We start from the raw sequence: 24,573 nt of genomic DNA, 5'->3' as shown, positions 1-24,573 counted from the left end.
AGAAATTGTAATAATATAAATAGCAGATTTTAATTTTGGTACATTTGATGAATATTTATAAAAATATTTCCATGACTTTATTTGTAGATCAATGCTAAAAAAGTCTTTGCAAAATATCCTATCTTCTATTATTGGCGCACTTATAAATCTTGTAATTCTTATTTATACATCAAATAAATTAGGTGCAGAAGGGAGAGGTGTTTATACTTATTTTATTACAACGCTGGCCTTAGTGCAGTTGGTTATTTCCATAATGGGAAATTCTATTATGGTTTATATGATGAATAAACAAGGTAGTAAGCCAATATTGATATTATCTACGCTTTGGGCCATAGGGATTTCTATAGTGTCAGCCTTTGTTATTATTTCTATTGATGATTTTTACTATAATCATTTCTGGCTTCTATTTTGGTTAAATCTTTTTCAGGCTATTTTTCAAAATACATGTACTTATCTCGTTTATTTAAGTGCTTTTACAAAGCTATCTATTATAAAAATAGTACAGCCTTTAATAGTATTGCTTTTATTGTTTTCCACATATTTAAATTCCCCAATACAATTTTTGAATTATGTGTGGATGTCTTATTTTCCATTTGTATTTTATTTTCTATATGTTTTTTTTAACGTTTTAAACATCGAAAAATTAAGGAGCAGTTTATGGGAGTCTTTTAAAAGTTATTTTAAATTAGGCATTTTAGCACAAACTGGTAACTTGATGCAATTTACTTCATACAGATTTACAGTTTGGCTGTTGGTAATTTATGTTTCTTTTTCTGAAATTGGTGTTTTTGGTTTGTGGTTAAGTTTCTACGAAATGATTTTGCTGATAGCTGTTAATATAGCACAAGTTAATTATTCATACGTAGCAGCTGGAAAAAAATCAATGAATTTAAAAAAAATAAGCTTGTTGAATTTTGCGTTTATAGTAATTGCTTGCGTAATCTTTTATCTGATTCCTACTAATTTCTATGAAGTAATTCTTGGTAAAGATTTTAGTTCCTTAAAGAATTTGGTGTTAATATCTACTTTTGGAGTGAGCTCCTTATCAGTTGCGAAAATTTATGCTTCCTTCTTCTCAGCTAAAGGTTTTATAAAATACAATACTGTAGCTTCGGCAGTTGGTTTTATAATTATCCTATCAATTTCATTTCCTTTAGTAAGAAATTACGGTATTACAGGAGCTGTAATTGCAAATTCAATATCATATTTTGCTACAACTTGCGTTACAGTTTTAATTTATAGGTATGTTTACAAACCCAAGGAAAGAAGATTATTAAATGATTAAATATAATATGTCCTTAAAGAATCGAGTTAACTTATTTTTTACAGCTCTTCTTTTTTTATCCTCCTGCTCCTCCCACAAGCACCTCTCAAGAGAAAATTCCAATGTAAAAAAGAAATATGCCACAATGATGGACGTTTCAACAAAGAGGCTTCATAACAATAAACTATATAACTTCATCAACGAATGGGAAGGTGTTAAGTATCGGAATGGAGGTTTAAATAAAACCGGGATAGATTGCTCGGGATTTGTGTATTTACTTTACAAAGAGGTTTATAATAAAGAAATTCCCAGAAATACCAGCCAGCAAATCAATATAATAAAACGTAAATTTGAAGGGAGTTTAAAGGAAGGAGACTTGGTTTTCTTTGATTATGATAACAAGAAATTTAGTCACGTTGGCGTTTTTTTGCAAAATGGCTACTATGTTCACGCCAGCACAAGAAGAGGAGTGATGGTACAAAAATTGAAAGATCCCTATACCTATAAATATTTTTCTAGAGGGGGGAGCATAAGATAAAATATGAAACATCTGCTGACTTTTTTTTTGTTAATAGTGCTGTCGTTACCTGTTTTTAGCCAGAAGGCTGGAGTTGTAAAATTTGAGGATTTGGAAGGACGAATAATGAATTCATCCGATACCCTTTATGTAATCAATTTTTGGGCGACCTGGTGTACACCTTGTGTTAAGGAAATTCCTTTTTTTGAACAATTAGCAGAGAAATATAAGCAGGAGCCTTTAAAAGTTATTTTCTATAGTCTGGATTTCAAATCAAAAATTGAAAAGGAAGTTATACCATTTGTCAGAAAGAATAGTATCAAATCGGAAGTTTTAGTGAATCAAAATAATGATGAGAAATTTATTAATTTGGTAAGTAAAGAATGGTCTGGCGCTATTCCGGCTACTTTAATTATAAATAAGAAAAAAGGGATACGAAAGTTTTACGAAAAGGAATTTGACTTTAATCAACTGGAAGAGTTATACCTTAAATCAAGATAAGTCATGAAAAAATACATTTTGGGGTTAACAGTTATATTATTTATGGCTGTACCAGTAAAGGCTCAGGGATATTCTGTGGGAGACGTTGCTACAGATTTTAAACTGAAAAATGTTGACGGTAAGATGGTTTCTTTAGGAGACTATAAAAACGCAAAAGGATTTATCGTAGTTTTCACCTGTAATCCCTGTCCATATGCTAAACTTTATGAAAAACGAATTTTAGAGCTTGATAAAAAATATGCTGCTCAAGGATACCCTGTCATAGCTATCAATCCTAATGATCCCGATCTTTCCAGAGAAGATGCATTTGATAAAATGCAAGAACGGGCAAAAAGTAGAAACTATACATTCCCTTATCTGGTAGACGAGACCCAAGAAATTACCAAGGTATATGGTGCAAAGGCTACGCCACATACCTTTGTATTAAAGAAAGAAGCCGATAAATACATTGTCGAGTACATCGGTGCGATTGATAATGATGCAGAAAACAATAACGAAAGCAAAACCAAATATGTAGAAGAGGCAATTAATGCCATTCAAAAAGGTAAAAAGCCGACGACCACCCATACAAAGGCAATTGGTTGTTCCATAAAATGGAAAAAAGCTTAGAAATAAGGCGGTCTTTAAATAAAAAAATCTGATTTTTGCCCATTCAGATATATTTATGAAAAATCAGGAAGAATATTCATTTTGGTCAAAATATAAGCATTTCGCTTCGAATGAGATTTTGCTATATGTCATTATGATCACTCTTATTTTTTTGGGCATTCTTATTTTTAGTTAAACATGAAATTAAACCTTAAACGTCCACTAGCATTTTTTGATCTTGAAGCAACTGGCGTAAACCTTGGAATTGATCGAATAGTGGAAATATCTATATTAAAAATAAATGTAGATGGATCAGAAGAAGTTAAGACCCATAGAATTAACCCTACAATTCCTATTCCTTATGAAGTGTCTATTATTCACGGGATTTATGATAAGGATATAGAAAATGAACCGACTTTTAAAGACCTCGCACAGGAAATAGCAGATTTCATTGGCGATGCAGATCTGGCGGGATACAATTCCAATAAATTTGATATTCCGATGCTGATGGAAGAGTTTTTAAAAGCGGGTGTCAATTTCGACTTGGATAACAGGCATTTTGTAGATGTCCAAAATATTTTCCATCAGATGGAGCAAAGGACATTAAAGGCAGCATATAAGTTTTACTGTGATAAAGAAATAGTGAATGCTCATTCTGCTGAAGCAGACACAAGAGCCACTTATGAAGTTTTGTTGGCCCAATTAAAAAAATACGAGGGTCATGATTGGGAAGATAGGGGAGGAAAAATAAGTAAGCCTGTGGTGAACGACGTTCCGGCTTTACATAATTTTACTAATTTGACCAAACCCGTGGATTTTGCCGGAAGAATGGTTTATAATCAGGAAGGAATAGCATGTTTCAATTTTGGAAAACATAAAGGCAAACCAGTTGTTCAAGTTTTTGAAGAAGAACCTAGTTATTTCGGTTGGATGATGAATGGAGACTTTCCACTTTACACAAAAAACAGATTAGAAAAAATCTGGAATGAGTTTAAAGAACAAAGATCTGCACAAAGACGCCAACAAAACCAAAATAGAACGATCACAGAAGAGCAAAACGTTTCAAAAAAGGTGGATCCGAAATCTTTAAAACCGGCAGATGAAAATATGCTTCAGATGTTGGCTGATAAGTTTAAAAAGCATTAAAGATAAATTTGTTGTTAGTGTATGGTAGTTTTAGAAAACGATAAGTTAAAAGTCGCAATTAAGTTGAAGGGAGCCGAGCTTTCTTCAGTTATTGACAAACAATCGGGAACCGAATATATGTGGCAGGGAAATCCGGATATCTGGGGATATCATGCACCAAACTTATTTCCTGTTGTTGGTGGTTTAAAAGAGAATAAGTTAAAGATCGACGGAAAAGAATATAACTTAAACAGACATGGATTTGCCAGGACGAGTAATTTCAGGAGAATAGAGTCTACGCCTACGCAAGCCGTTTTGTCGTTAAGTTATGATGACGAAACATTACAGATATACCCATATAAATTCGAATTTGAATTAACTTATCGTTTGGTAGGCAATCAGGTTCAGATTACTTACAAAGTGGTTAATAAAGAAGATAAAAAGATATATTTTTCTGTAGGCGGCCATCCAGGATTCAATGTACCTTTAGAAGAAGGTGAGGTTTATGAGGACTATTATATACAGTTTGAGAAAGAAGAGGATTTGGTAGCTTCTACGTTATCTGATAAAGGATTGTTTAATGGGAGCCATAAAGAAATATTAAAAGGAACAAAACTACCGTTGAAAGCGAATTTATTTGACGATGACGCTTTAGTTTTTAAGTATATTAATTCCAGAAGTGTAACGCTAAGAAATAATAGAGCTACAAAATCGATTAAATTGGATTTTCATAAATTCAAGGAATTAGGAATATGGGCAAAACCCGGGGCTCCTTTTGTATGTATCGAACCGTGGTTAGGTTATGCAGACAATGAGCTTGGGCAGAATGATATTTCTGAAAAGCCAGGTATACAAGCTCTGGATAAAGGCCATGTTTTTGAAGCCAATATTGATATCACGTTTGAATAGATTCCAAAGGATTAAATTCTAAATGATCATAAAAGACAAAAGCTGGGTAAAACCAGCTTTTGTCTTTTATGAAAATGTCTGTTGTTCCCAAAGGCGATCAACAGATAGGAAGGTTTTATTTACCTTGTTGTAATTGTACAATAGATTTCTGCATCTGTGCCATCATGCTTGTTAAGCTTTCCATAGTAGGTTCCGGAGTAGGTTGGGGTAATTCTGTAGAAATAAATGCTTTTGCCTGCCATATTTCTAAAATATCTTCGGTAACAATTGTATATGGTTCGTAAACCTGATTATCAGAAGATAATTTAATCCCTTTTTCTGGTTTGAATTTGCTTGCTATTCTTTTATAAACCACTCCGTCATTTTTACTTACAATTACTGCCGTATCTCCAATTTTTAGATTATTCCAATTTTCTACATATTCAGCAATAATAATAGATCCCGAAGGTAACGGAAGCATAGAATCTCCTTTTATTTCAAAAGCTCTGTATGTTCCCTGATTAAACATAGGTAATGAAAATTTAGGTAATTCAGCAACATATTCCGGATCGCCATAGCCATTTAAATAACCGGCACTTGCTTTTACATTTACAAACTCTATATTTTCTCTGTCGTTATTATCTAGTGTTATACTTAGTACTCTCAGGTTGGAAGGATCACCTTTCGGTTTGGGAGACCACTTATCGTTTATTTTTTCATTGATAAAATCATCAATACTAATTTCAAAATATTCTGCTATTTTTTTTAGTAAATCGTATTTGGGCTCGGCTCTGTCTTCTTCATAAGCTCCAACAAGAGATCTTTTAATTTCCATTACATCAGCGAATTGCTGCTGTGTAAGGCCCTTTTTCTTCCTTAAATACTTTAAATTATCAGAGATTCTACCCATTATTAAAAATAAATTTGTTTTTACTAAAATTGTTAGTATTATTGTGCCAATAAAATTAGTAATAAATATTGGTTTACTAAAAATAATATTAATAAAATTTTAAGCGAGTTATGAAGAATATAGTTTTTATAGTTACGGACGCAAACAGAAAGACATTACATGTAGGTATGAGCTCTGATTTGATAAAGACAATGGATTTCTATGCTAAGATACCTAATCTGCTTTTTCATACAGATCAAAAACTAACCAGTTTAGTGTATTTTGAAGAGTTTAATTCCGAAATAACAGCAAATAAGAGGTTTTCCGCTTTAAGTAAATATACAAGAGCGCAAAAAGAGAAATTGATACGCGATGTAAATAATAACTGGTTAGATCTTACTTTGGCTGTTAGATATGAGAGGAATCTTCAAAGGAATATTCCAACTATAAATCCTATTTTTAGTTATGCCAGTTAATTAGTTTCCCGAAGGGATGCCTTTGGCAAGTTAGTTAGTAAAAATATTCTTCATAGCATATATAAATGATAAAGGCTGATATTTTTTCTTATATCAGCCTTTATTTATGAAATATCATTTTCTACCAGCCCGGCGCAAAAGCTAAGCCAAATACTGGTTTTTTTACATCTTTCCTGTTAAAAGGAATTGCGAGATATGGCTCCAAAACAAAATAACCAAAAACATTTACTCTAGCAGAAATACCAGCACTTAAAGCAGGAACTTTCACATCTTCGTAAATAAAGCTTCCATTTGGGTTTTGACCTATCACAGAAGGGGCTTTTTTGAATTCTACTTTTTGACCTTTATCCCAAGCTAAACCGGCATCAAAAAACAGATTCAAATCGGAGAATAAAAACTTAGATTCTATTGCGGATAACTTTTCGGGGCCGGTAAAAGGTAAGCGCACCTCAAAATTAGCAACCGCAATTCTGTTTCCCATTAATTGGTTAATGTTAAATCCATCAACACCTCCTGAGCTGTTGTTGTAAAAGCTATTGGCTTCATAACCTCTGATCAAATAAGGATATCCGATAAATAATGGATAAAGTTGTTTATTTACATCTCCTAAACGCCCATAACCATACAATCTACCAGCGAAAGTTACAGGTTTCGCCCTAATATATTTTCTTAAATCTATGGTAGGAGCTGTATAGCTATATGTCCCAAAATTTTGTTCGAGTGAAAGTCTATATCTATATCCACCCAATGGTGCTGCTACTCCAGAATAAGAATTATCACCAACTAAAGCAGTATTAAGTTGATAAACTGTAAATGAATTAAGGCTATATCCTGTAGAATTTTGATATTCATCTTTAGATATTTTCCGTTTGTCTTGGTACAAAGCGTAAGTTGGGATAACATAACCACCGCTGGTGTAATAGTCGTAATAAGTGCTATACCTATCTACACGATAAGAGTAATGCGATATGCCCGTTCCAAATTCAATACGCGTAGTTTTATTAAAAGGATAGAAAGTAAAAGCCTGTGCTGATTCTTCAAAAATTCTGATAATATCTATATATTCCTCGTAAACCGAAGTTTGTGTATTCCCACTAGTATTTATGTTTGTTAAGCCCGCTCCATAAGTTCCGGTTTGATATGGAATATGTGAAATAGCGCCTCCCCAGTTCCATCTGCTTTCCTGGTTAATATATGCCAATTGAGCACCAAAATCATAAATTTCACCATTAACAGAAGCAGCGGCGAAAATCTGGTTTCTACTTAATATATCACTAAAAATAGCCTGAACACCAGAAGACATTCCTGTACCGAATCTGCTTGTAGAGACACCCACACCATTGCTGGCGATGTAATCCAGTTTAAATTGCGGACGATAAGCAATTGTTTTTATAGAATCTGTAGGCATATCACTATATGCCAGGAAATTAACCAAGTTTTTATTTACTATATCTACACCAACAGAAGAGAATGGAGGTAAGGTGGCTGCCCTCAAATCTACGCTATTGTTTGCAACCGTTTTAGTTTCAAACTCTGATGCTTTTGCATTATACAACGTATATCGTTGAGAACGATAATAAGAATATACAATGTCATCATTTTTAGAAATACTTAGGGCAGGTGAGTTCTCTGTTATGCCGCTTATCCCTGTAAAATAATCTGTAAGTTGCGTCGTACTGTGAGTCGCAAAATTGTACTTATAAAGATTTCTAAAACCATCTCTGTTAGATAGAAAATAGATATTCTTATCTGTAGAGTCGAAAACAGGATTGAAATTATTAGCGCCCGCAAATATATCGATATTGGTTACCTCTTTAGTTGCCAAATCCAATACCGCTAAATTCATGGATATGTAAGCACTAAGGCCTTTGTCCAGGTCCAATCTGTCTGTAGAGAATACTATTTTTTTTCCATCAGTAGAATAGGAGGGTTGGAAGTCAGTGTATTTATCGTTTGTGAGCTGGGTAATCTGCTGCGTATCCAGATTATAGCTAAAAATATCACTTTGGCCATTTTGTAAACCTGTAAAAGCAAGGTCTTTGCCGTTAGGAGACCAGGTAATATTACCAAACTGTTCCACTTCTCCCATTGCTTTTTCCAAAAGCGTCCTTCCACTTTCAATGTCAACAATCACTAACTGGTTTCGACCTTTACTAAACGCACTGAAAGCAAATTGTTTACTGTCAGGGGACCAGGCACCAGCCGATTCTATGAAATTAAACTCATCTATATGGCTGTTTTTGATTCGGGAAGTCAATTTCCTGATTATCTTCCCAGTCTTTGCATCAGCTAAATATAAATCGATAGAAAAAAGATCTTTTTCAGATAGAAAGGCAAGATATTTGCCGTCGGGACTAATCGCCGGGGCAACATTCATTTCTCCACCATTTACATTATCAATAAGTTTGGTACCTATTGGTTTGGTTTGAGCGGAATCCTTTAATAGAGGACGGTAAGTGTTTTCCAATGCACTTTTCCATAAACTGGATAAGGTTCTTTCGTCATAACCGAAAGTTCTTCTGATAGCCATTTCATAACCAAACTTGGCTGTTGATTTGAAAAAAGGCATAATTAAAGTGTCGCCATATGTCGATCCAATAAAGGCCCAAAACGCCTGACCATATCTATAAGGGAAGTATTTACTGTTGGTTGTTAAATCCTTTAGTGTAGGAATATCTTTATTCAAAACAGCATCTCTCATCCACATGGCGGTGTTGGCATCAACTTTTCCCAAAGAAAGGTACTCGGCCATCCCTTCAACCATCCATAAAGGCAGGTTTCCGATATTCTCAAGTTGAGTAGAATCTCCTTCAATTAAAGAATGATATTGAAATGCATGCACCAGTTCGTGGCCTAAAACGTGTCTTGTTTGGAAATTGATTTCCTGTAAAGGCATAAAAACACGATTTTTCAATCCTTCGGTAACCCCGCCGGTTCCTACACCTATTTCTCCATCAATAATGGTAGTTTGCTGAAATTCCGGAGAATTTCCATAAAGAATAATCGGATTAGGTTTTCTAAAAGTGTCCCTGAAAACTTGTTGATGTAAATGGTACCAGGCCTCGCTTTCTTTGGCGAAATTTTTAATTACGCTATCGTTTTTTGTATAGTAGTATAAATGGAAATGGGGCGTTTCGTACACCTTAAACTTTAAGTTCTTGTAACGCACCTTATTTTGTCCAAAATACTGCGCTTTTGATGGGTAGCCTACTGCCAGAAGGGTGAGACTGAAAAACACAAAAAGAAGCCGTTTAATATTGAAATTTGTATGGGTCATGTTCATCTCAGATATCTTGGTTATAATTATATTCCTTCGTTATTAATTTTTGGATTGTTCTTTCCTAAGTTGTCTTCTTAATTGGCGTTCCTCTCTTTTAGTTAAAGGAGTTTCAGCCTTTTCCTCCTGCTTCTCTGCCGGAACCTTCGTATTATTTGATTTAACATCCGATTTCTCTTTTAGTTCTGTTGAGTGACTTTCCTCTTGAACTGGAGCCGGCTCCTGGATTTCAAAAGAATGATCCAAAGAATCTACGGATAAGCTGTCTACGCTTGTGGTGTCGACAACTATTCTTGGACTTGGACAATTGTATGTTCGGGTAATCTCGACTTTTGGTTTAGGAAAAGGTCCCTGGGTTATGCCCGTACTTGGATCCTTATAAACTTTCTCCATAAACTTCGCAAAAATAGGAAGCGCCGTTCTGGAGCCTTCTCCTGTATCAGAATTTCTGAAATGGACACTTCTGTCGTCGGCACCTACCCAAACACCAGTAACCAAATCTTTGGTTATACCCATATACCAGCCGTCTACGTAATCTGATGAGGTACCTGTTTTTCCACCGATTTGATTGTTGTTCTTAAACAAATCCCAGGCCCATAAAGCCTGAGATGTTCCTCCCGGCTCTTCCATTCCTCCTCTGAACATGTACAACATCAGCCAGGCTATTTCTTCACTTATAACGCGTTCTTGTTTAGCTTTAAACTCTTCTATTAAATTCCCCTCAAAGTCGGTGATTTTTTCAACCAAAATAGGTTCTACCCGTTTTCCTTCATTTAAAAAAGTACCGTACGCTTTTACCATTTCAAAAACACTCACGTCATTAGATCCTAAACTTACTGAAGGTACGGATTGTAAAGGGCTTTCGATACCACATTTATGAGCAAATTCTACAACTTTATCCCAACCTACAAGTTCTGTTATTTGAGCTGTAATAGAATTGACAGATCTTGCCATTGCCCAACGTAAGGACATTTCCTGATAAGAGAAATGCCAGCTGGCGTTTTTAGGTTCCCAAATCTCCTTTTTTTTACCAATGGCGTACTCTATTTTAACGGGTTTATCAGTGAATTTGTCACAAGGAGACATACCACTTTCCAATGCAGCTAAGTAAGCAAAAGGTTTAAATGTAGATCCTGCCTGACGTTTTGCCTGCTTTACGTGGTCATATTTGAAATAATTATAATTATCGCCACCTATCCAAACTTTAATCTTTCCGGAAAAAGGATCTAAAGTCATCATGCCAGTGTTTAATATTTTAGCATAATATTCTATCGAATCTATTGTAGAAAACTCAACTTCTTTGTCTCCGTTCCAATCGAAAACTGTCATTTTTTTCTTCTTGTTGAGATAAGCCTTTAAAGAATCTGGTTGTCCGGCATATTTCTTTTTTACCCCAGCATACCAAGGTAATTTCTGGAGATTATTTTCTATGAAATTCTCAATAACTTTACCTTCAGAATCTCTCCACGGAATTTCATTTCCCCACGAGTTATAAAAGCGCTTTTGAAGCGATTTCATCTGTTCAGATACGGCTTCTTCAGCATATTTTTGAAGTTTAGAGTCTATAGTGGTATAAATCTTCAAACCGTCCTCGTAAAGATCATAGCCATTTTTATCACACCAGGTTTCTAACCATTTGGCAACAGCAGTCCGTAAGTAGGAATCTCCTTCATTTTTCTCCGTATCTTTTCCTAATTTTAGTTTAAGCGGTGTAGCAATAGCTGTTTTGTAAGCTTTATCATCCAAATAATCGTATTTATTCATTTGTGATAATACGACATTTCTTCTCTCTAAAGACTTTTCGGGGTTTTTAATCGGATTGTAGGTAGAAGTAGCCTTAAGCATACCGACTAAAAGGGCAGCTTCTTCTACATTTACATCTTTAACGGATTTGTCAAAATAGCGCTTCGCAGCTGTATTAATTCCATAAGAATTATTTCCAAATGGAACCGTATTGAGATACATGGTAAGAATATCCTCTTTAGAATAATTGGATTCCAATTTATATGCCGTTAACCACTCCTTGAATTTTGAGATCAGTGTTCTGACAATTGGAATATGTTTTACAAAGCCTTGTGCTTTATTGTTTCTGGTTCTGTATAAATTTTTAGCAAGTTGTTGTGTAATAGTACTTCCTCCTCGTTTATCTCCCGTAACGGTTGAAATTATACCTGAGGCAATTGAATAGAAATCAACACCAGAATGTTTATAGAACCTTATATCTTCAGTGGCAACCAGTGCGTTTATGATTGATGGGCTGATTTCTTTGAAAGTAATCGGGGTTCTGTTTTCTCTATAATACCGGCCAATAAGTTTGCCGTCGGCAGTATAAACCTCAGACGCTATACTGAGTGATGGGAATTTAATGTCTTTTTTGTTAGGGGTATATCCAAATAAACCAAGGAAATTAATTTCTACAGCACATATAAATAAAACTACGAGGTAAAGTGCTATTACGATATATCTGAGAGGTTTATTGCGTATTTCTTTAAACATATATAAAGATGAAAAAAAGAAAGCGTTTTTTTATGAAATGTGATGCCAATATCTTAAAAAAGATAAACATCAAATGTTAAGAAATGTTATTTTGATAGATGAATTAAAAAAAGCGCTCAATTAGTTAGAGCGCTATTCTTTACAGACTTCTGTAAAAGTCTAAACTATCTTTAATCAACTGCTGATCTACAACAATATTGAATTTGCAGTTTCCAATTTCATCAGGTAACGAGAAATTGATCTTACCCGAGATATTCTTCTTGTCGTGTTGCATTACTTCAAGTAATGTGTCGTAGATATCTGATCTTAAATTATATTTAGGAAAGAACTTCAGGATATCTGATTTTATCGTATTCAGATTATCATCAGATAGCATATCTATTTTGTTTGAGATATAAGCTTCCGTAATCATCCCGATAGCAATAGCTTCGCCATGCGTTAGTGGAGTATTGTCATTTTCTAAAGACCAGGATTCTACTGCATGTCCAATAGTGTGTCCAAAGTTCAGGATCTTTCTTAAACCTTTTTCAAACGGATCTTCAAGAACCACCTTGTTTTTAATCTCTATAGAATGTTGAATCTGTTCTATGGTGATGTCTTTAGGTGAGCTCAGCTTTATAATTTCTTCATAGTACTTCTTATCAGCAATAATGCCGTGTTTAATAACTTCGGCAAAGCCAGACGTAACCTGTCTATCTGGTAAGGTATCTAAAAATTCATTACAAATAATTACCGCTTTAGGCTGTGAAAACGTTCCTATGATATTCTTTACATTATCAATATCAATTCCTGTTTTTCCGCCTACGGAAGCATCAACCTGCGATAAAAGGGTAGTAGGTATCTGTAAAAAGTCTATCCCTCTTTTGTAAGTAGATGCCGCGAAACTTCCCATATCAGTAACAACGCCACCTCCTAAATTAATAACCAATGCATTTCTATCGGCTTCAAAATCCAATAACATTTTCCATATGCCAATACAGAAATCGATATTTTTATTTTCCTCGCCATGCGGAATTTCTATAATATCGAAGTGGTCTAGTTTTGGTAATTTTTTTTGCAGCAATGGTAAGCAGTGCTCTCCGGTATTTTCGTCCGTAACAATAAAGATTTTTGAATAAGAGTTTTCTGCTAAAAAAGTCTCCAAAGAGCTCAAGGTATTATCAAAATATATATTGTATCCGCTACTGATCAATTGGTTCATATTACTCTTATTTTTTGTTTGTTAAATTCTACGATATCGCCTTTTTTAACTTTTAATCTCTTTCGGTAATCAACTTTTCCGTTATATTTTACCAGTCCTGCCTCAACAACAGTTTGGGCTTCGCCACCCGACATTACCAAATCTGTAGCCTTAAGCAATTGTATCATGGGGATAAAATCTCCGTCTAATTCAAATTCAATCATCTTTGCAATATTACAAAAAAAGCATTACGCCTTAGTAATTAAGTTTGTTAGTGCAATTTCGGACAAAGGTTTGGGCCTTAGATATTCGTCTTCGTACTTAATAATCCATTTGTCGCAAAATAATGTTGCAGGGTATCAGGTTTGGTCATCAAATAAGTTTTAAAACCCAATTCCTGCGCAGTTTTTAAATGTTGAGGGCTATCATCAATAAATAACGTCTCTGCCGGGTTAAGTTGGTGATTGTCTAAAACTGCTTCAAAAATTTCTTTATCAGGTTTTCGCATTCCCATTAAATGTGAATAATAATCTTTAATGAAGAACGATGAATTGTCTTCGAGGTTAAAATCCCGCTTAAGATAATCCATAATCCAACTGTAATGAATTTCGTTGTTATTGCTAAGCAGAAAGGTATTGTATTGATCTTTGATTTGTAAAAGAAGTTCGTGATTACCCGCGGGAATGCCCAAAAGCAGCGAATTCCAGGCATCGTCAATTTGCTGATCCAGTAATTCTTCATGTCCGGTTAGCCTTCTTATTTCGTTACGGAATTCTTCGGCGCTGATAATTCCTTTATCAAAATCATCAAATAGGCTATTTTGATTTTTGTGCCCGTAAATATCATGAATATTGCTAACTCCAAGATTTATAAATGAATCCTGAGCTTTTTGAAAGTCTATATCGAAAATTACATTACCATAGTCGAAAATGATATTTTTAATTGTATTTGGCATATTGTAAACGTTATTCCTCATTAATACCCGATAATTCTATCAGTTCTCTTGCTTCTTTTAAAATGTTTTTAACCCTTTTTTCGGATATCCGTAAAGTTGAAAAAAAAGATTTATCTCTAACAATATCCTTTACTAAAACACATCCCCTTTGTAACAGTACATCTTTTTCATTTTGATTAATTGTTGTTAGGCAGGTGATGGGATATAAACCTCCCTGGTCTACACGTTGTTTAATGCTTTTTTCTTGAGGATAATCCCAGGAAATAAGACGTATGTTATAACATTCTGCGAATGCAATAGCATCTTTGGTGAGATAGGCATTACTGACAAGCCAACCTTCCGTAAGTTTCATCTCCTTATTGAAGAAATGGAAAGATGTATCGCTTAAATCTTTAATCCTGGAAAGAAAGTACATAGGAGTCGTTACGCTGATTTTTGCATCAACAGTATTCCGGAATTTACATTCAGCAAGAATCAGTCGGTCTCCTTTTTGAGCAACAACGTCAACCTCGTGTTTAACAGCTTTTCCATTCAGGATCTGTCCCGTTAAAGTCTGAAAACCATAGTGATCGAAAAGCTTTGCAACCCATTTTTCGAAATAAAATCCCGCAGGACCCAGATCACGCAGCGCTTTTTTTAAACTGTATCTGGCAGCGAAAACATTTCGTTGCTGTTTTAAAAGCTTAAAGGCGATTTGATAGAGCTTTCTCGTTGTAATACCATCATAAAGGTGTTTTTGCATCTCATCAAAAACATGTTCAACTTGTTGAATTGGCGCACCAGACTTAATTAAGGAATTTCTTAGAGCAGATGGGTTAAATTCAATTTTTTCGCCCGAAAATTTAGTAACGTAAATGGGGTTATTCAAAATCTTAGCTATAAGTAATCAAAAATCAGAAAATAAAACTTAATTGCCAAACCAAAGTTAGGATCATATCAGAGTAAAATTTTACAAATAAAGTGTGTTTTCTTACCCATAAGAATTTACAACCAATCATTTAAGATTTTCTAATATAGGTCTGAGGGTTTCAAATTAAATTGAATAAAAATTGGTTATCGCGAATAAATGAATATATTTGGTCAACCAATTTTTGGTGCGCCAATTAGATTATGAATAAACGAATACTAGCTCTTGCTGTTTTTTATTTATTAGCCTGTAAAGGAAAAGATAATTCCGCTCCTGATCAAAAGGTTGATAATAATTTGCCGCCTAAAGAAGAACCATCTAAAGAAATTCCTCCCACAGATATAGTAAGCAAAAAGGGAATGACTCTAAGCGCCAATGGTGCAGAAGATACCTATGCCTTAATTAATAAAGTATTAGGAGGTACAGGAGATGTAATTGAAGTACCAGACGTAAGCCATCCAGGCTTTGGAAAACACATTACACAAGTTTTTGATAAAGATTTAGAGAAGTATGTTTTTGCTTTCCATATACATGTAACACCAGATAATGACCGGGGAACAGATTCTGATAGACAGAGAAACGAAATAAAGACTTATGATAAGTCACCGGACAGTTTAAAGGCGACTTTAAATGAAACGGTGAAATATTCATGGAAATTCAAGATAGACGAAAACTTTAAGCCTTCGAGCAATTTTACTCATTTACATCAAATAAAGCCTGTCGATGGAAATGCCTCTTTACCAATCATTACGCTTACGGCAAGATATAAAGCCACTGGAGACGTTCTTGAATTGATACATACCGGCGATGATGATAAGGCTGTTACTAAAGTTTCTATTCCATTGGTTGATTTAAAAGGGAATTGGATAGAAGTGGAGGAGCAATTGAAATATGCGACTAAAGGCACTTATGATATCCTTATCAAGAGGATGAAAGATGGCAAGGTATTATTAAATAAATCATATGCTGATTTGGATTTATGGCGTAGCGGTACCAGTGTCTGCCGACCAAAATGGGGAATATACAGGAGTTTGTTGAACCCACAGATGTTACGGGATGAAACAGTTCTATTTAACGATTTCGGTATAGTGGAAATAATTAAATAAAATATTTTTCAATAATCAGATATATGTCTATATTTGGTAGACCAATTAATTGGTCTACCAAATTTTGTTAATATATGAATTCATTAATAGACAATATTAAAGCTATTCAGGTCGAGTCTCCAGTAGATAAGATTATAGGTCAGTTGAAACAGCTGATCTCATCAGGGCAACTGAAACCGGGAGACAGATTGCCATCTGAAAGAGCATTGTCTGAAAGATTTGGATTGGGAAGAAGTTATGTTCGTGAAGCCCTCTTGAAATTGGAGTTTTATGGATTATTAAGAACCAATCCGCAAAGTGGTACTTATGTAGCCGGCTTAAGCATTAATGTTATCGAGAATATCATTTCCGATATCATTAAGTTTAACAAAGATAGTTTTAATTCTTTGGTAGAAGCCAGATGCCATCTTGAGTTTGCAGTAGTAAAACTGGCTGCAGAAAGAAGAAGCGAGCAGGATTTGGCCGAGATCAGAGAAGCTATGGAAGAATATGAACGTAAGATCGAATCTGGTGCATCATCGGCAGTAGAAGAAGATATGATATTTCATATTAAAGTAGCCAAAGCAACAAAAAGTTCCGTTTTAGAATCTATGATCCTTTTCATTATTCCAGATCTTATAAAAAGTATTGTGGAAAATAATGTTTGTGGAAAAGATAGGGGCAGACGTTCTATACCAGAGCATCGGGCGATTTACGAGGCTATTGTAAATCAGGATCCGGTACAGGCAGAAAAGGCAATGGTAGAACATCTGGATGAGATTTGGGAGATTAGCAAAGCGGGCTTTCAAAAAGTATAATAGATCCGGGGTAGGTAAAAACCTGTTTATTTAATATTTAAAATATCGTTTATGAACTACTTAAAAAAAGTGGTAATTGTATTGTTATGTCTTTCGTTCAAGGTTAATACCCATGCACAACAGCATCCTAATATTATGCTTACCAAAGCGAATATTGATGCAGTAAGAAAGGGAACCGAAACTTATCCTTTACTCAAAGAATCGTATTCAGATATCAAACAACAGGCGGATATCGCCTTAACCCAGGCCATTTCTGTACCCTTACCGGCAGATGGAGGTGGTGGCGTTACTCATGAACAACATAAAAAAAATTATAATAACATTTTAAATTGTGCGGTGGCTTATCAGATATCCGGAGACGTAAAATATGCCAATTATGTGAAAGATATGCTGTTAAACTATGCCTCACAATATAAAAAATGGCCATTGCATCCCAAAGCGAAACAAAACCATCAGGGAGGGAAAATATTCTGGCAAGCTTTAAACGATTGTGTTTGGCAGGTTTATGTTATTCAGGGGTACGACATGGTTTACGATGCAATTTCATCAAAAGACAGATCTACCATAGAAAACCAGCTTTTTGTGCCGATTTTAAAGTTCCTAACAGAAGATTGTTATACCACGTTCAATAAAATTCATAACCACGGAACCTGGAATGTGGCGGCGGTAGGGATGACTGGCTATGTCCTCAATAAGCCCAATTATGTTGAAATGGCTTTAAAAGGATCCAAAAAAGATGGTAAGTCGGGCTATCTCGCGCAAATAAACCAATTATTTTCGCCAGACGGATATTATATGGAAGGGCCTTACTATCAAAGATATGCCTTGTTGCCATTTGTTTTGTTTGCAAAAGCGATTAACAATTACCAGCCAAACCTCAAAATATTCGATTACAGAGATAAATTATTGGTAAAAGCAATCAATACCTCTTTACAGCTTACTTATACAGATGGTACGTTTTTCCCGATCAACGACGCGATAAAAGACAAAACTTACGAAACCATAGAACTGGTGTATGGTTTAGATTTAGCTTACGCTGATATAAAGGCCGAGCCCTTTTTATTAGATATTGCTCAGAGACAAAAGAAAGTTATAGTTTCTGATGCCGGGCTAGCTGTGGCGAAAGCAATATCCGAGGGAAAAAGTCAACCTTTTAACTACGTTTCCCAATGGATCAAAGATGGAGGAAAGGGAGATGAAGGAGGTCTCGGAATTATCAGGAGCGGATCCAACGAAGATCAGCAATGTTTATTAATGAAAGCTGCTTCACAAGGTATGGGACATGGACATTTTGATCGGTTAAATATACTTTATTACGATAATAACACCGAAATTTTCTTCGACTACGGAGCATCCAGATTTATCAATATAGAATCTAAAAGAGGAGGACATTATTTGCCGGAAAACGATTCCTGGGCTAAACAAACGGTGGCGCATAATACAGTTGTTGTCGACCAGAAATCCCAATATCAGGCAAAAGTATCCGAAGCAGAAAAGCATAGTCCCAACCTGATCTATTTTGGAAAGAATAATCAAATGCAAATAGTAAGTGCCGAAGAGACCAATGCTTATGACGGAGTAAATCTTTTGCGTACTTCTGCGTTGGTAAAACTCCCGCATACAAAAAAAGAATTGCTGTTAGATGTTTTCTTTGTAAACTCAAACGAAGAGCATCAGTATGATTTACCTTTCTGGTACAAAGGGCATTTAATAGATGCATCTTTCAAACCAAAAGTATTTACCGCAGAATTGAAACCGCTGGGACAAGAATATGGATACCAGCATATCTGGCTCAATGCAGAAAATAAACTGGATACAAGAAGCGGTTATATCAGTATATTAAATAACAAAAGATTTTATACCACACATTTTACGAGTGAAAGTCCGCTCACAGTAAAAATGCTGAGTATAGGGGCAAACGATCCTGAAATGAGTTTAATAGCGGATAAATCGTTTATGTTAAGCCAGCCGAAGGCAAAAACACAAACTTTTGTAACAGTTACAGAAACGCATGGAAATATAGATCCGATTAATGAAACGGTAGATGCAGCTTTTAGTAAATTAAGCGATTTAAAGTTGTTGAATTCCAATAAGAACGGTGCCGAAGTTTCATTTAAATATGCAGGCAAATCTTATACCTACAAAATCAATTATACAGATCAAAAGCGATTTACAGAACTGGTTGAAAATGGTAATTGATAAAGTATTAGATAATACGTTTAAACTAAAATAAATATAAATATAAAACGATGGAAAAAGGACAATTATTTCAGATAGAAGCAGAAACACAGTGGGAAGATTTGGGTAACGGGATTCAAAGAAAAATATATGGTTATGACGATCAAATCATGCTGGTAAAAGCCAAGTTCGAAGCTGGAGCCGTGGGAACACTTCATCAGCACCCTCATGTACAGGTAACTTATGTGGAAAGCGGTGTTTTCGAAATGACTATTGGTGAAGAGAAAAAAATCATCAAAAAAGGAGATGGTTATTACGTACCTCCTCACGCTATACATGGTTGTGTTTGTGTAGAACCAGGAATACTAATAGATGTATTTACTCCGCTTCGGGAAGATTTTTTGAAGTAATCAATCAAATAAAGCCAAAACAAATATGAAAAAGATATTATCCTTCTTCCTTATCGTCTCTGTGGGTGTAGCACAGGCGCAAGAAGAAGAAATAAAAAAAAAAGTAGTTTATCCGGAAGGATTTACCGAACAGCTTAACATAGTTTATACAAAAGTTAATGACTGGGAAGGAAAAATGGACCTTTATCTTCCACCTAAAGAAAAAGGTCCTTCACCAGTTGTGATCAATATCCATGGTGGCGGCTGGAATAAAGGAAACAAAGAATCACAGACCGGATTCACGTCTTTCTTTAAACAGGGATATGCGGTAGCTAATATTGCTTACAGACTATCACAGGTAGCAACAGCTCCGGCGGCAGTAGAGGATACGCGTTGTGCTTTAATCTATCTGATTAAAAATGCAAAACAGTTAAATATCGATCCCGATAAAATTGTCATTATGGGTGGCTCGGCAGGCGGACATTTAGCTTTAATGGGTGGTTTATTGGGGAACGATTCCAGATTCGATACAAACTGTAAAGGAGTAAAAGATGTAAAAGTTGCTGCTATAATAGATAAGTATGGGATTACAGAAGTGCTGGCATGGAACAGTAAATCTGCTACGCAATGGCTTGGAGATAAAGCAGGAAACGCAGAATTCGCCAAATCTGTATCCCCAATTTATTATGTAAAGAAAAATAGTCCTCCCGTTTTTATTGTACATGGTGATGCAGATCCGATAGTACCATATCAGCAATCTGTAGATCTGAAAAAGAAATTAGACGAGATGGGCGTGAAGAATAAGTTCATCACAGTAGAAGGCGGGCAACACGGTAAATTCGATAAAGAGAAAAATTCTGAAGTAAACCGGGCAATTATTGATTTCTTAAAAGAAGTTGGAGTTCATAAGTAAGTAGAGAGTAGAAAGTAGAAAGTGAAAAGTTTAGAGTTGAATTGCAAAGTTGATAAAATAACCATTAATTATTTCTAATAATAAATCTCTGGATAAGGATATGAAATCGAGCTTAAAATATTTACTCGCTACGTTTTGCATAGCTATTTCTATTTGCTTTTCTTATGCTCAAACAGCTAAGAAAACTAAAAGCGCCAGAAGGCTGATTACCGTTAAGAATACAGAAGAGCTTAAGAATGTACTGGAAATAGCTAAGCCCGGAGATTCTATAGTTATGTCAGACGGTGAATATATGGGCAAGTTTGTAATTCCAGCAAATGCAAATGGAACAAAAGAAAAGCCCATTACATTAATTGGGACAAAAAAATGTGTCTTAACGACTGGAAAAACCGATAATGGCTATGTGCTGCATCATCAGGCAAGTAACTGGATAATTAAAGGATTTATGGTGAAAGGTGGTTTGAAAGGAATTATTCTTGATGGAGCAAGCAATAACCTGTTAGACGATTTGGAAGTAACGCAAATAGGTGAAGAGGGAATACATTTCCGGAAATTCAGTTCAAACAATAAGCTTCAAAATTCAAAGATACATCATGTTGGATTGCTAAGGCCAGGTTACGGAGAAGGGGTGTATATCGGATCCGCGGTTAGCAATTGGGCAAGATATACCAACGGAGAACCAGATAGGTGCGATTCAAATGCAATAATCAATAACGTTATTGGACCTTATGTGCCTGCGGAGTGTATTGATATCAAAGAGGGTACAACAGGCGGAATTATTAGGGGAAACACATTCTATTCAGAAGGAATTTCGGGAGAGAATAGCGCCGATAGCTGGATTGATGTAAAAGGGAATAACTATCTGATAGAAAGAAATAAAGGAATTAACACTCAGCCTTCCGCTTTGTTAGATGGTTATCAGGTGAATTGTGCTGTGGATGGATGGGGAAATCATAACGAGTTCAAAAATAATATTTGCGAAGTAAATGCAGATGGTTATGGTATTAATATCAGGCTAAAAAGCAGTAAAGGCGCTGTAGTTGGTAACAAAGTGTTTTCAGATAATCAAGTAATTAATGCTAAAAGTGGGGTAGCTAATATCCCGCTTAGCGAATAAATAGATAACCATAAAGTACACAGATTAGAAAGTAGGTTGAATAAGGTAGAAAGTTAAAAGTCTAACAAAAAGATACTGGACTAACAACTAAACGCTAACAACAAACTCTGCGCCCTTTGTGGTTTTATAAAATATAATATCAATGAAAGTTAAAGGACTAAGATGGTATATAATAGCATTGATAGCGATAGCTACCGTAATCAATTATATAGACCGAAGTGCAATTAATATTTTATGGCCATATATCTATAAAGATTTTGGTATAGCGGATGTTGATAGCAAAAATGCACTGGCATTGATTACCACGTTTTTCATGATCGCTTATGCCCTTGGACAAACGTTTACGGGAAAACTAATGGATGCAGTGGGAACCAGGATAGGGATGACACTGTCTATTCTTGGATGGAGTATTTCCATAGCCCTTCATGCGTTTGCAAGATCATTGGCATCATTCAATGTTTTTAGATTTCTGCTTGGATTTACCGAAGCCGGAAACTGGCCGGGAGCAACAAAGAATAATGCAGAATGGTTCCCGGCAAAAGAACGCGCAATTGCACAGGGTATTTTTGGAGCAGGTGCTTCTCTGGGATCTGTAGTTTCTGCGCCAATTATAGCTTTACTGTACATTGCCTTCGGCTGGAAAGCTACGTTTGTTCTAATCGCGGTATTAGGCTTTGTCTGGATTATTCCTTGGCTTATCGTCAATAAATCAACACCAGACAAGCATCCATGGATTACAGAAGAGGAACGCCAGCATATTTTGGGAGGAACAGCCGTTGTGGCAACTGAGCAACCTGTAGCGGAAATAAAAGTGCTTACCTGGAAAGAGCTGCTTAGATACAGAAGCACATGGGGATTAATCATGGGACGCTTTTTTATAGATCCTGTCTGGTGGCTTTTCGTAACCTGGTTACCTACTTTCCTGAAAGAGCAGTTTATGTTTGATATTAAACAAATAGGCGCATTTACATGGGTACCTTATCTATTTGCTGCAATAGGAAGCTTGGCAGGTGGTTATCATTCTTCCTGGCAAATAAAGCGAGGCGTATATGCCGAAAAGGCCCGTAAAAACTCTATAGCATTAGGTTCGGCCATCATGTTGCTATCTCTTATTGCTATTCTTTATTTCCTGGGCAACCTCAAAGAAACGCCTATGTTCGCTATGGTATTAATTGGTTTAACACTGTTTGGATTCCAGTTTCTGATTGGAAATATACAAACCTTGCCAAGCGATTATTTTAATGGTAAAAACGTTGGAACGGTAGCCGGAATGGGAGGGACAGCGGCAGTAGTGGGAACATTGCTAACAACATGGGCAGTGCCTATCATTACAAAAACAAGCTACGTATCCTTCTTTGTGCTGGCAGCAGTATTGGTTCCTTTAGCGTGGGTTAGTGTAAAATATATAACATCAAAAAAAATAAATAATTAACAACAAAAATTATGCGTTTAAAAAACAAAGTAGCAATTGTAACAGGCGGATCTAGAGACATAGGTAGATCGGTATCGGTAAAGTTGGCAAAAGAAGGTGCAAAAGTTGTAATTAACTACTTAAGCAATGAAGCCAACGCAGAAGAAACTTTAAGACAGGTTAAAGAAGTAGGCGGCGAGGGAATTATTGTAAAAGGAGATGTATCTAAAGCTGCTGATGTAGCTAAATTAGTAGAAGAGGCGAGAGCAGCTTTTGGAGAGGAAATACATATTTTAGCTAACGTAGCGGGTGGATTGGTTGCAAGAAAAACTACATTAGAAATAGACGAAGAGTTCTTCGATCATATTATGGATATCAACTTAAAAAGTGTATTCTTATCGGTAAAAGCAGTTATTCCTTTTATGCCTGCCGGTGGATCGATTATTAACTTTTCTTCTTTAGCGGGCAGAGATGGCGGTGGTCCGGGTGCAAGTATTTATGCAACATCCAAAGGTGCCGTAATGACTTATACCAGAGCTTTGGCTAAAGAATTGGGACCTAAAAATATCAGAGTAAATGCGGTAGCACCAGGTATGATTGCTACAGCTTTCCATGATACTTTTACAAAACCAGAAGCCAGAGTAAACGTTGCAAATGCAACTTCTTTAAAAAGAGAAGGAACTCCTGATGAAGTAGCAGATTTAGTTGTTTACTTAGCATCTGATGAATCGAGCTTCCTAAATGGAAATAATATTGATATTAACGGAGGTTTAGCTTTTTCTTAAGCTAAATTCAACGTGTTTGGTTTTGATAAAGAGGGGCACTGCAATAAACAGTCCCCTTTTTGCTTTCTATTGTTTTAAATTATACAAAGTGCTAACAATCAGTATTATACTAATGCCTATTAGCCCCAGGTAAACGTACTTAAAGAAGGTGCCATCTTTCAGCTGATGGTTTAGGTATCTGCCTAAAAATATTGCGGGAATAGTTGTTATCAGCGAAAGCATGAAGTAGAAATTTACTTCGGTAGTAACCAGTCCCTTAGCATAATAACCTATTACACTTACAAAACTTACGGGTAAAAAGTATGCTTGCAAAGTAGCCCTGAAATGTTTTGCACTCCATTGTCTTAAATTTCCGTAAACAACCAATGGCGGGCCATTTAATCCATAGGCCCCTCCAAATACTCCCGATAGAAATCCACAAACAAAAAGCCAGAACCTGCTATCTTCCTTAAGTATTTTATTGGTTTTGATATAAAGAGAATATAAGGAATAAAGGATAATGAGTATGCCAAGACCCATTTTAATTAAAACTTCGTCTCCATAAATGAGAATTAAGATACCTAATGGAACACCTAGTATAGCATAAAAGATTAACCATTTTGCAGTATTAAAGTGAATCTTACTGTGATCTTGTATAACTATCACCAGTGCGATGACAATAGATAACATAACGGATAATGGTACCGCGGTTTCCACAGGCAAAAAAAGAAGGAATAAGGGCACTGCAATTAATGACTCGCCAAAGCCTAATGTCGAACGTACTAATGAAGCTATAAAACTGATGATAAGGATGAATGTAATTGTAAGAAGCATC

Annotated in this window: 23 protein-coding genes; 15 read left to right on the top strand and 8 right to left on the bottom strand. The window is 35.5% G+C overall.

Features of this window, described 5'->3' with window-relative positions; genetic code table 11:
- Window positions 1-91: 91 nt before the first annotated feature.
- The 6 genes from PEDSA_RS06040 to PEDSA_RS06015 all read left to right on the top strand — a co-directional run bounded on the left by PEDSA_RS06040 (window position 92) and on the right by PEDSA_RS06015 (window position 4,904).
- Entirely contained in the window at window positions 92-1,285 is a 1,194-nt protein-coding gene (locus tag PEDSA_RS06040; protein ID WP_013632279.1) for a lipopolysaccharide biosynthesis protein, read from the top strand.
- A 124-nt stretch (window positions 1,286-1,409) separates the two neighbouring features.
- On the top strand, window positions 1,410-1,802 hold the full coding sequence (locus PEDSA_RS06035; protein WP_245546842.1) for a C40 family peptidase: 393 nt from the start codon (window positions 1,410-1,412) through the stop codon (window positions 1,800-1,802).
- 3 nt (window positions 1,803-1,805) lie between these two features.
- Window positions 1,806-2,282 (top strand): TlpA family protein disulfide reductase, encoded by a 477-nt coding sequence (locus PEDSA_RS06030; RefSeq protein WP_013632277.1) that lies wholly within the window; start codon window positions 1,806-1,808, stop codon window positions 2,280-2,282.
- Between the two features lie 3 nt (window positions 2,283-2,285).
- Window positions 2,286-2,891 carry a thioredoxin family protein gene (locus tag PEDSA_RS06025; RefSeq protein ID WP_013632276.1) on the top strand — a complete coding sequence of 202 codons (606 nt, stop codon included), beginning with the start codon at window positions 2,286-2,288 and terminating at the stop codon, window positions 2,889-2,891.
- Window positions 2,892-3,068: 177 nt separating this feature from the next.
- A complete protein-coding gene (locus tag PEDSA_RS06020; RefSeq protein WP_013632275.1) occupies window positions 3,069-4,016 on the top strand; it encodes a 3'-5' exonuclease in 948 nt (315 codons plus the stop codon).
- Between the two features lie 21 nt (window positions 4,017-4,037).
- Window positions 4,038-4,904, top strand: a complete 867-nt coding sequence (locus tag PEDSA_RS06015; RefSeq protein WP_013632274.1) for an aldose 1-epimerase family protein — start codon at window positions 4,038-4,040, stop codon at window positions 4,902-4,904.
- Window positions 4,905-5,019: 115 nt separating this feature from the next.
- On the opposite strand, the gene PEDSA_RS06010 is transcribed toward PEDSA_RS06015, so the two are convergent.
- A complete protein-coding gene (locus PEDSA_RS06010) occupies window positions 5,020-5,793 on the bottom strand; it encodes an XRE family transcriptional regulator (protein ID WP_013632273.1) in 774 nt (257 codons plus the stop codon).
- Window positions 5,794-5,903: 110 nt separating this feature from the next.
- On the opposite strand from PEDSA_RS06010, the gene PEDSA_RS06005 reads away from it, so the two are divergent.
- A complete protein-coding gene (locus tag PEDSA_RS06005) occupies window positions 5,904-6,248 on the top strand; it encodes a GIY-YIG nuclease family protein (protein ID WP_013632272.1) in 345 nt (114 codons plus the stop codon).
- 121 nt (window positions 6,249-6,369) lie between these two features.
- On the opposite strand, the gene PEDSA_RS06000 is transcribed toward PEDSA_RS06005, so the two are convergent.
- The 6 genes from PEDSA_RS06000 to PEDSA_RS05975 all read right to left on the bottom strand — a co-directional run bounded on the left by PEDSA_RS06000 (window position 6,370) and on the right by PEDSA_RS05975 (window position 15,024).
- On the bottom strand, window positions 6,370-9,531 hold the full coding sequence (locus PEDSA_RS06000) for a basic secretory protein-like protein (RefSeq protein WP_013632271.1): 3,162 nt from the start codon (window positions 9,529-9,531) through the stop codon (window positions 6,370-6,372).
- A 36-nt stretch (window positions 9,532-9,567) separates the two neighbouring features.
- Window positions 9,568-12,021, bottom strand: a complete 2,454-nt coding sequence (locus PEDSA_RS05995) for a penicillin-binding protein 1A (RefSeq protein WP_013632270.1) — start codon at window positions 12,019-12,021, stop codon at window positions 9,568-9,570.
- Between the two features lie 139 nt (window positions 12,022-12,160).
- A complete protein-coding gene (gene aroB / locus PEDSA_RS05990) occupies window positions 12,161-13,222 on the bottom strand; it encodes a 3-dehydroquinate synthase (RefSeq protein WP_013632269.1) in 1,062 nt (353 codons plus the stop codon).
- Complete coding sequence (locus tag PEDSA_RS05985; RefSeq protein ID WP_013632268.1) at window positions 13,219-13,425, bottom strand: RNA-binding S4 domain-containing protein; 207 nt, start codon at window positions 13,423-13,425, stop codon at window positions 13,219-13,221. The genes aroB and PEDSA_RS05985 overlap by 4 nt, the downstream gene beginning before the upstream one ends.
- Window positions 13,426-13,502: 77 nt before the next feature.
- On the bottom strand, window positions 13,503-14,177 hold the full coding sequence (locus PEDSA_RS05980; protein ID WP_013632267.1) for an HAD family hydrolase: 675 nt from the start codon (window positions 14,175-14,177) through the stop codon (window positions 13,503-13,505).
- A complete protein-coding gene (locus PEDSA_RS05975) occupies window positions 14,167-15,024 on the bottom strand; it encodes a restriction endonuclease (RefSeq protein ID WP_013632266.1) in 858 nt (285 codons plus the stop codon). The genes PEDSA_RS05980 and PEDSA_RS05975 overlap by 11 nt, the downstream gene beginning before the upstream one ends.
- Before the next feature lie 242 nt (window positions 15,025-15,266).
- Between PEDSA_RS05975 and PEDSA_RS05970 the strand changes: the two genes are divergently transcribed.
- From PEDSA_RS05970 to PEDSA_RS05935, 8 genes are all read left to right on the top strand, one after another.
- Entirely contained in the window at window positions 15,267-16,169 is a 903-nt protein-coding gene (locus PEDSA_RS05970; protein WP_013632265.1) for a fibronectin type III domain protein, read from the top strand.
- 74 nt (window positions 16,170-16,243) lie between these two features.
- A complete protein-coding gene (locus PEDSA_RS05965; protein WP_013632264.1) occupies window positions 16,244-16,966 on the top strand; it encodes a FadR/GntR family transcriptional regulator in 723 nt (240 codons plus the stop codon).
- Window positions 16,967-17,017: 51 nt separating this feature from the next.
- Window positions 17,018-19,165, top strand: a complete 2,148-nt coding sequence (locus tag PEDSA_RS05960; RefSeq protein WP_013632263.1) for a heparinase II/III domain-containing protein — start codon at window positions 17,018-17,020, stop codon at window positions 19,163-19,165.
- A 50-nt stretch (window positions 19,166-19,215) separates the two neighbouring features.
- Entirely contained in the window at window positions 19,216-19,554 is a 339-nt protein-coding gene (locus PEDSA_RS05955; RefSeq protein ID WP_013632262.1) for a cupin domain-containing protein, read from the top strand.
- A gap of 25 nt (window positions 19,555-19,579) precedes the next feature.
- A complete protein-coding gene (locus tag PEDSA_RS05950) occupies window positions 19,580-20,446 on the top strand; it encodes an alpha/beta hydrolase (protein ID WP_013632261.1) in 867 nt (288 codons plus the stop codon).
- A gap of 100 nt (window positions 20,447-20,546) precedes the next feature.
- A complete protein-coding gene (locus PEDSA_RS05945; RefSeq protein ID WP_013632260.1) occupies window positions 20,547-21,563 on the top strand; it encodes a chondroitinase-B domain-containing protein in 1,017 nt (338 codons plus the stop codon).
- Between the two features lie 142 nt (window positions 21,564-21,705).
- On the top strand, window positions 21,706-22,995 hold the full coding sequence (locus PEDSA_RS05940; protein ID WP_013632259.1) for an MFS transporter: 1,290 nt from the start codon (window positions 21,706-21,708) through the stop codon (window positions 22,993-22,995).
- Between the two features lie 11 nt (window positions 22,996-23,006).
- Window positions 23,007-23,759 carry an SDR family NAD(P)-dependent oxidoreductase gene (locus PEDSA_RS05935; RefSeq protein ID WP_013632258.1) on the top strand — a complete coding sequence of 251 codons (753 nt, stop codon included), beginning with the start codon at window positions 23,007-23,009 and terminating at the stop codon, window positions 23,757-23,759.
- A 66-nt stretch (window positions 23,760-23,825) separates the two neighbouring features.
- On the opposite strand, the gene PEDSA_RS05930 is transcribed toward PEDSA_RS05935, so the two are convergent.
- Entirely contained in the window at window positions 23,826-24,572 is a 747-nt protein-coding gene (locus PEDSA_RS05930; RefSeq protein WP_013632257.1) for a sulfite exporter TauE/SafE family protein, read from the bottom strand.
- Between the last annotated feature and the right edge of the window lies 1 nt (window position 24,573).

The sequence above is a fragment of the Pseudopedobacter saltans DSM 12145 genome (assembly GCF_000190735.1).
Lineage (GTDB): Bacteria > Bacteroidota > Bacteroidia > Sphingobacteriales > Sphingobacteriaceae > Pseudopedobacter > Pseudopedobacter saltans.
Note: the sequence above shows the minus strand (reverse complement) of the source record. Positions and strands in the feature narration are given on the sequence as shown.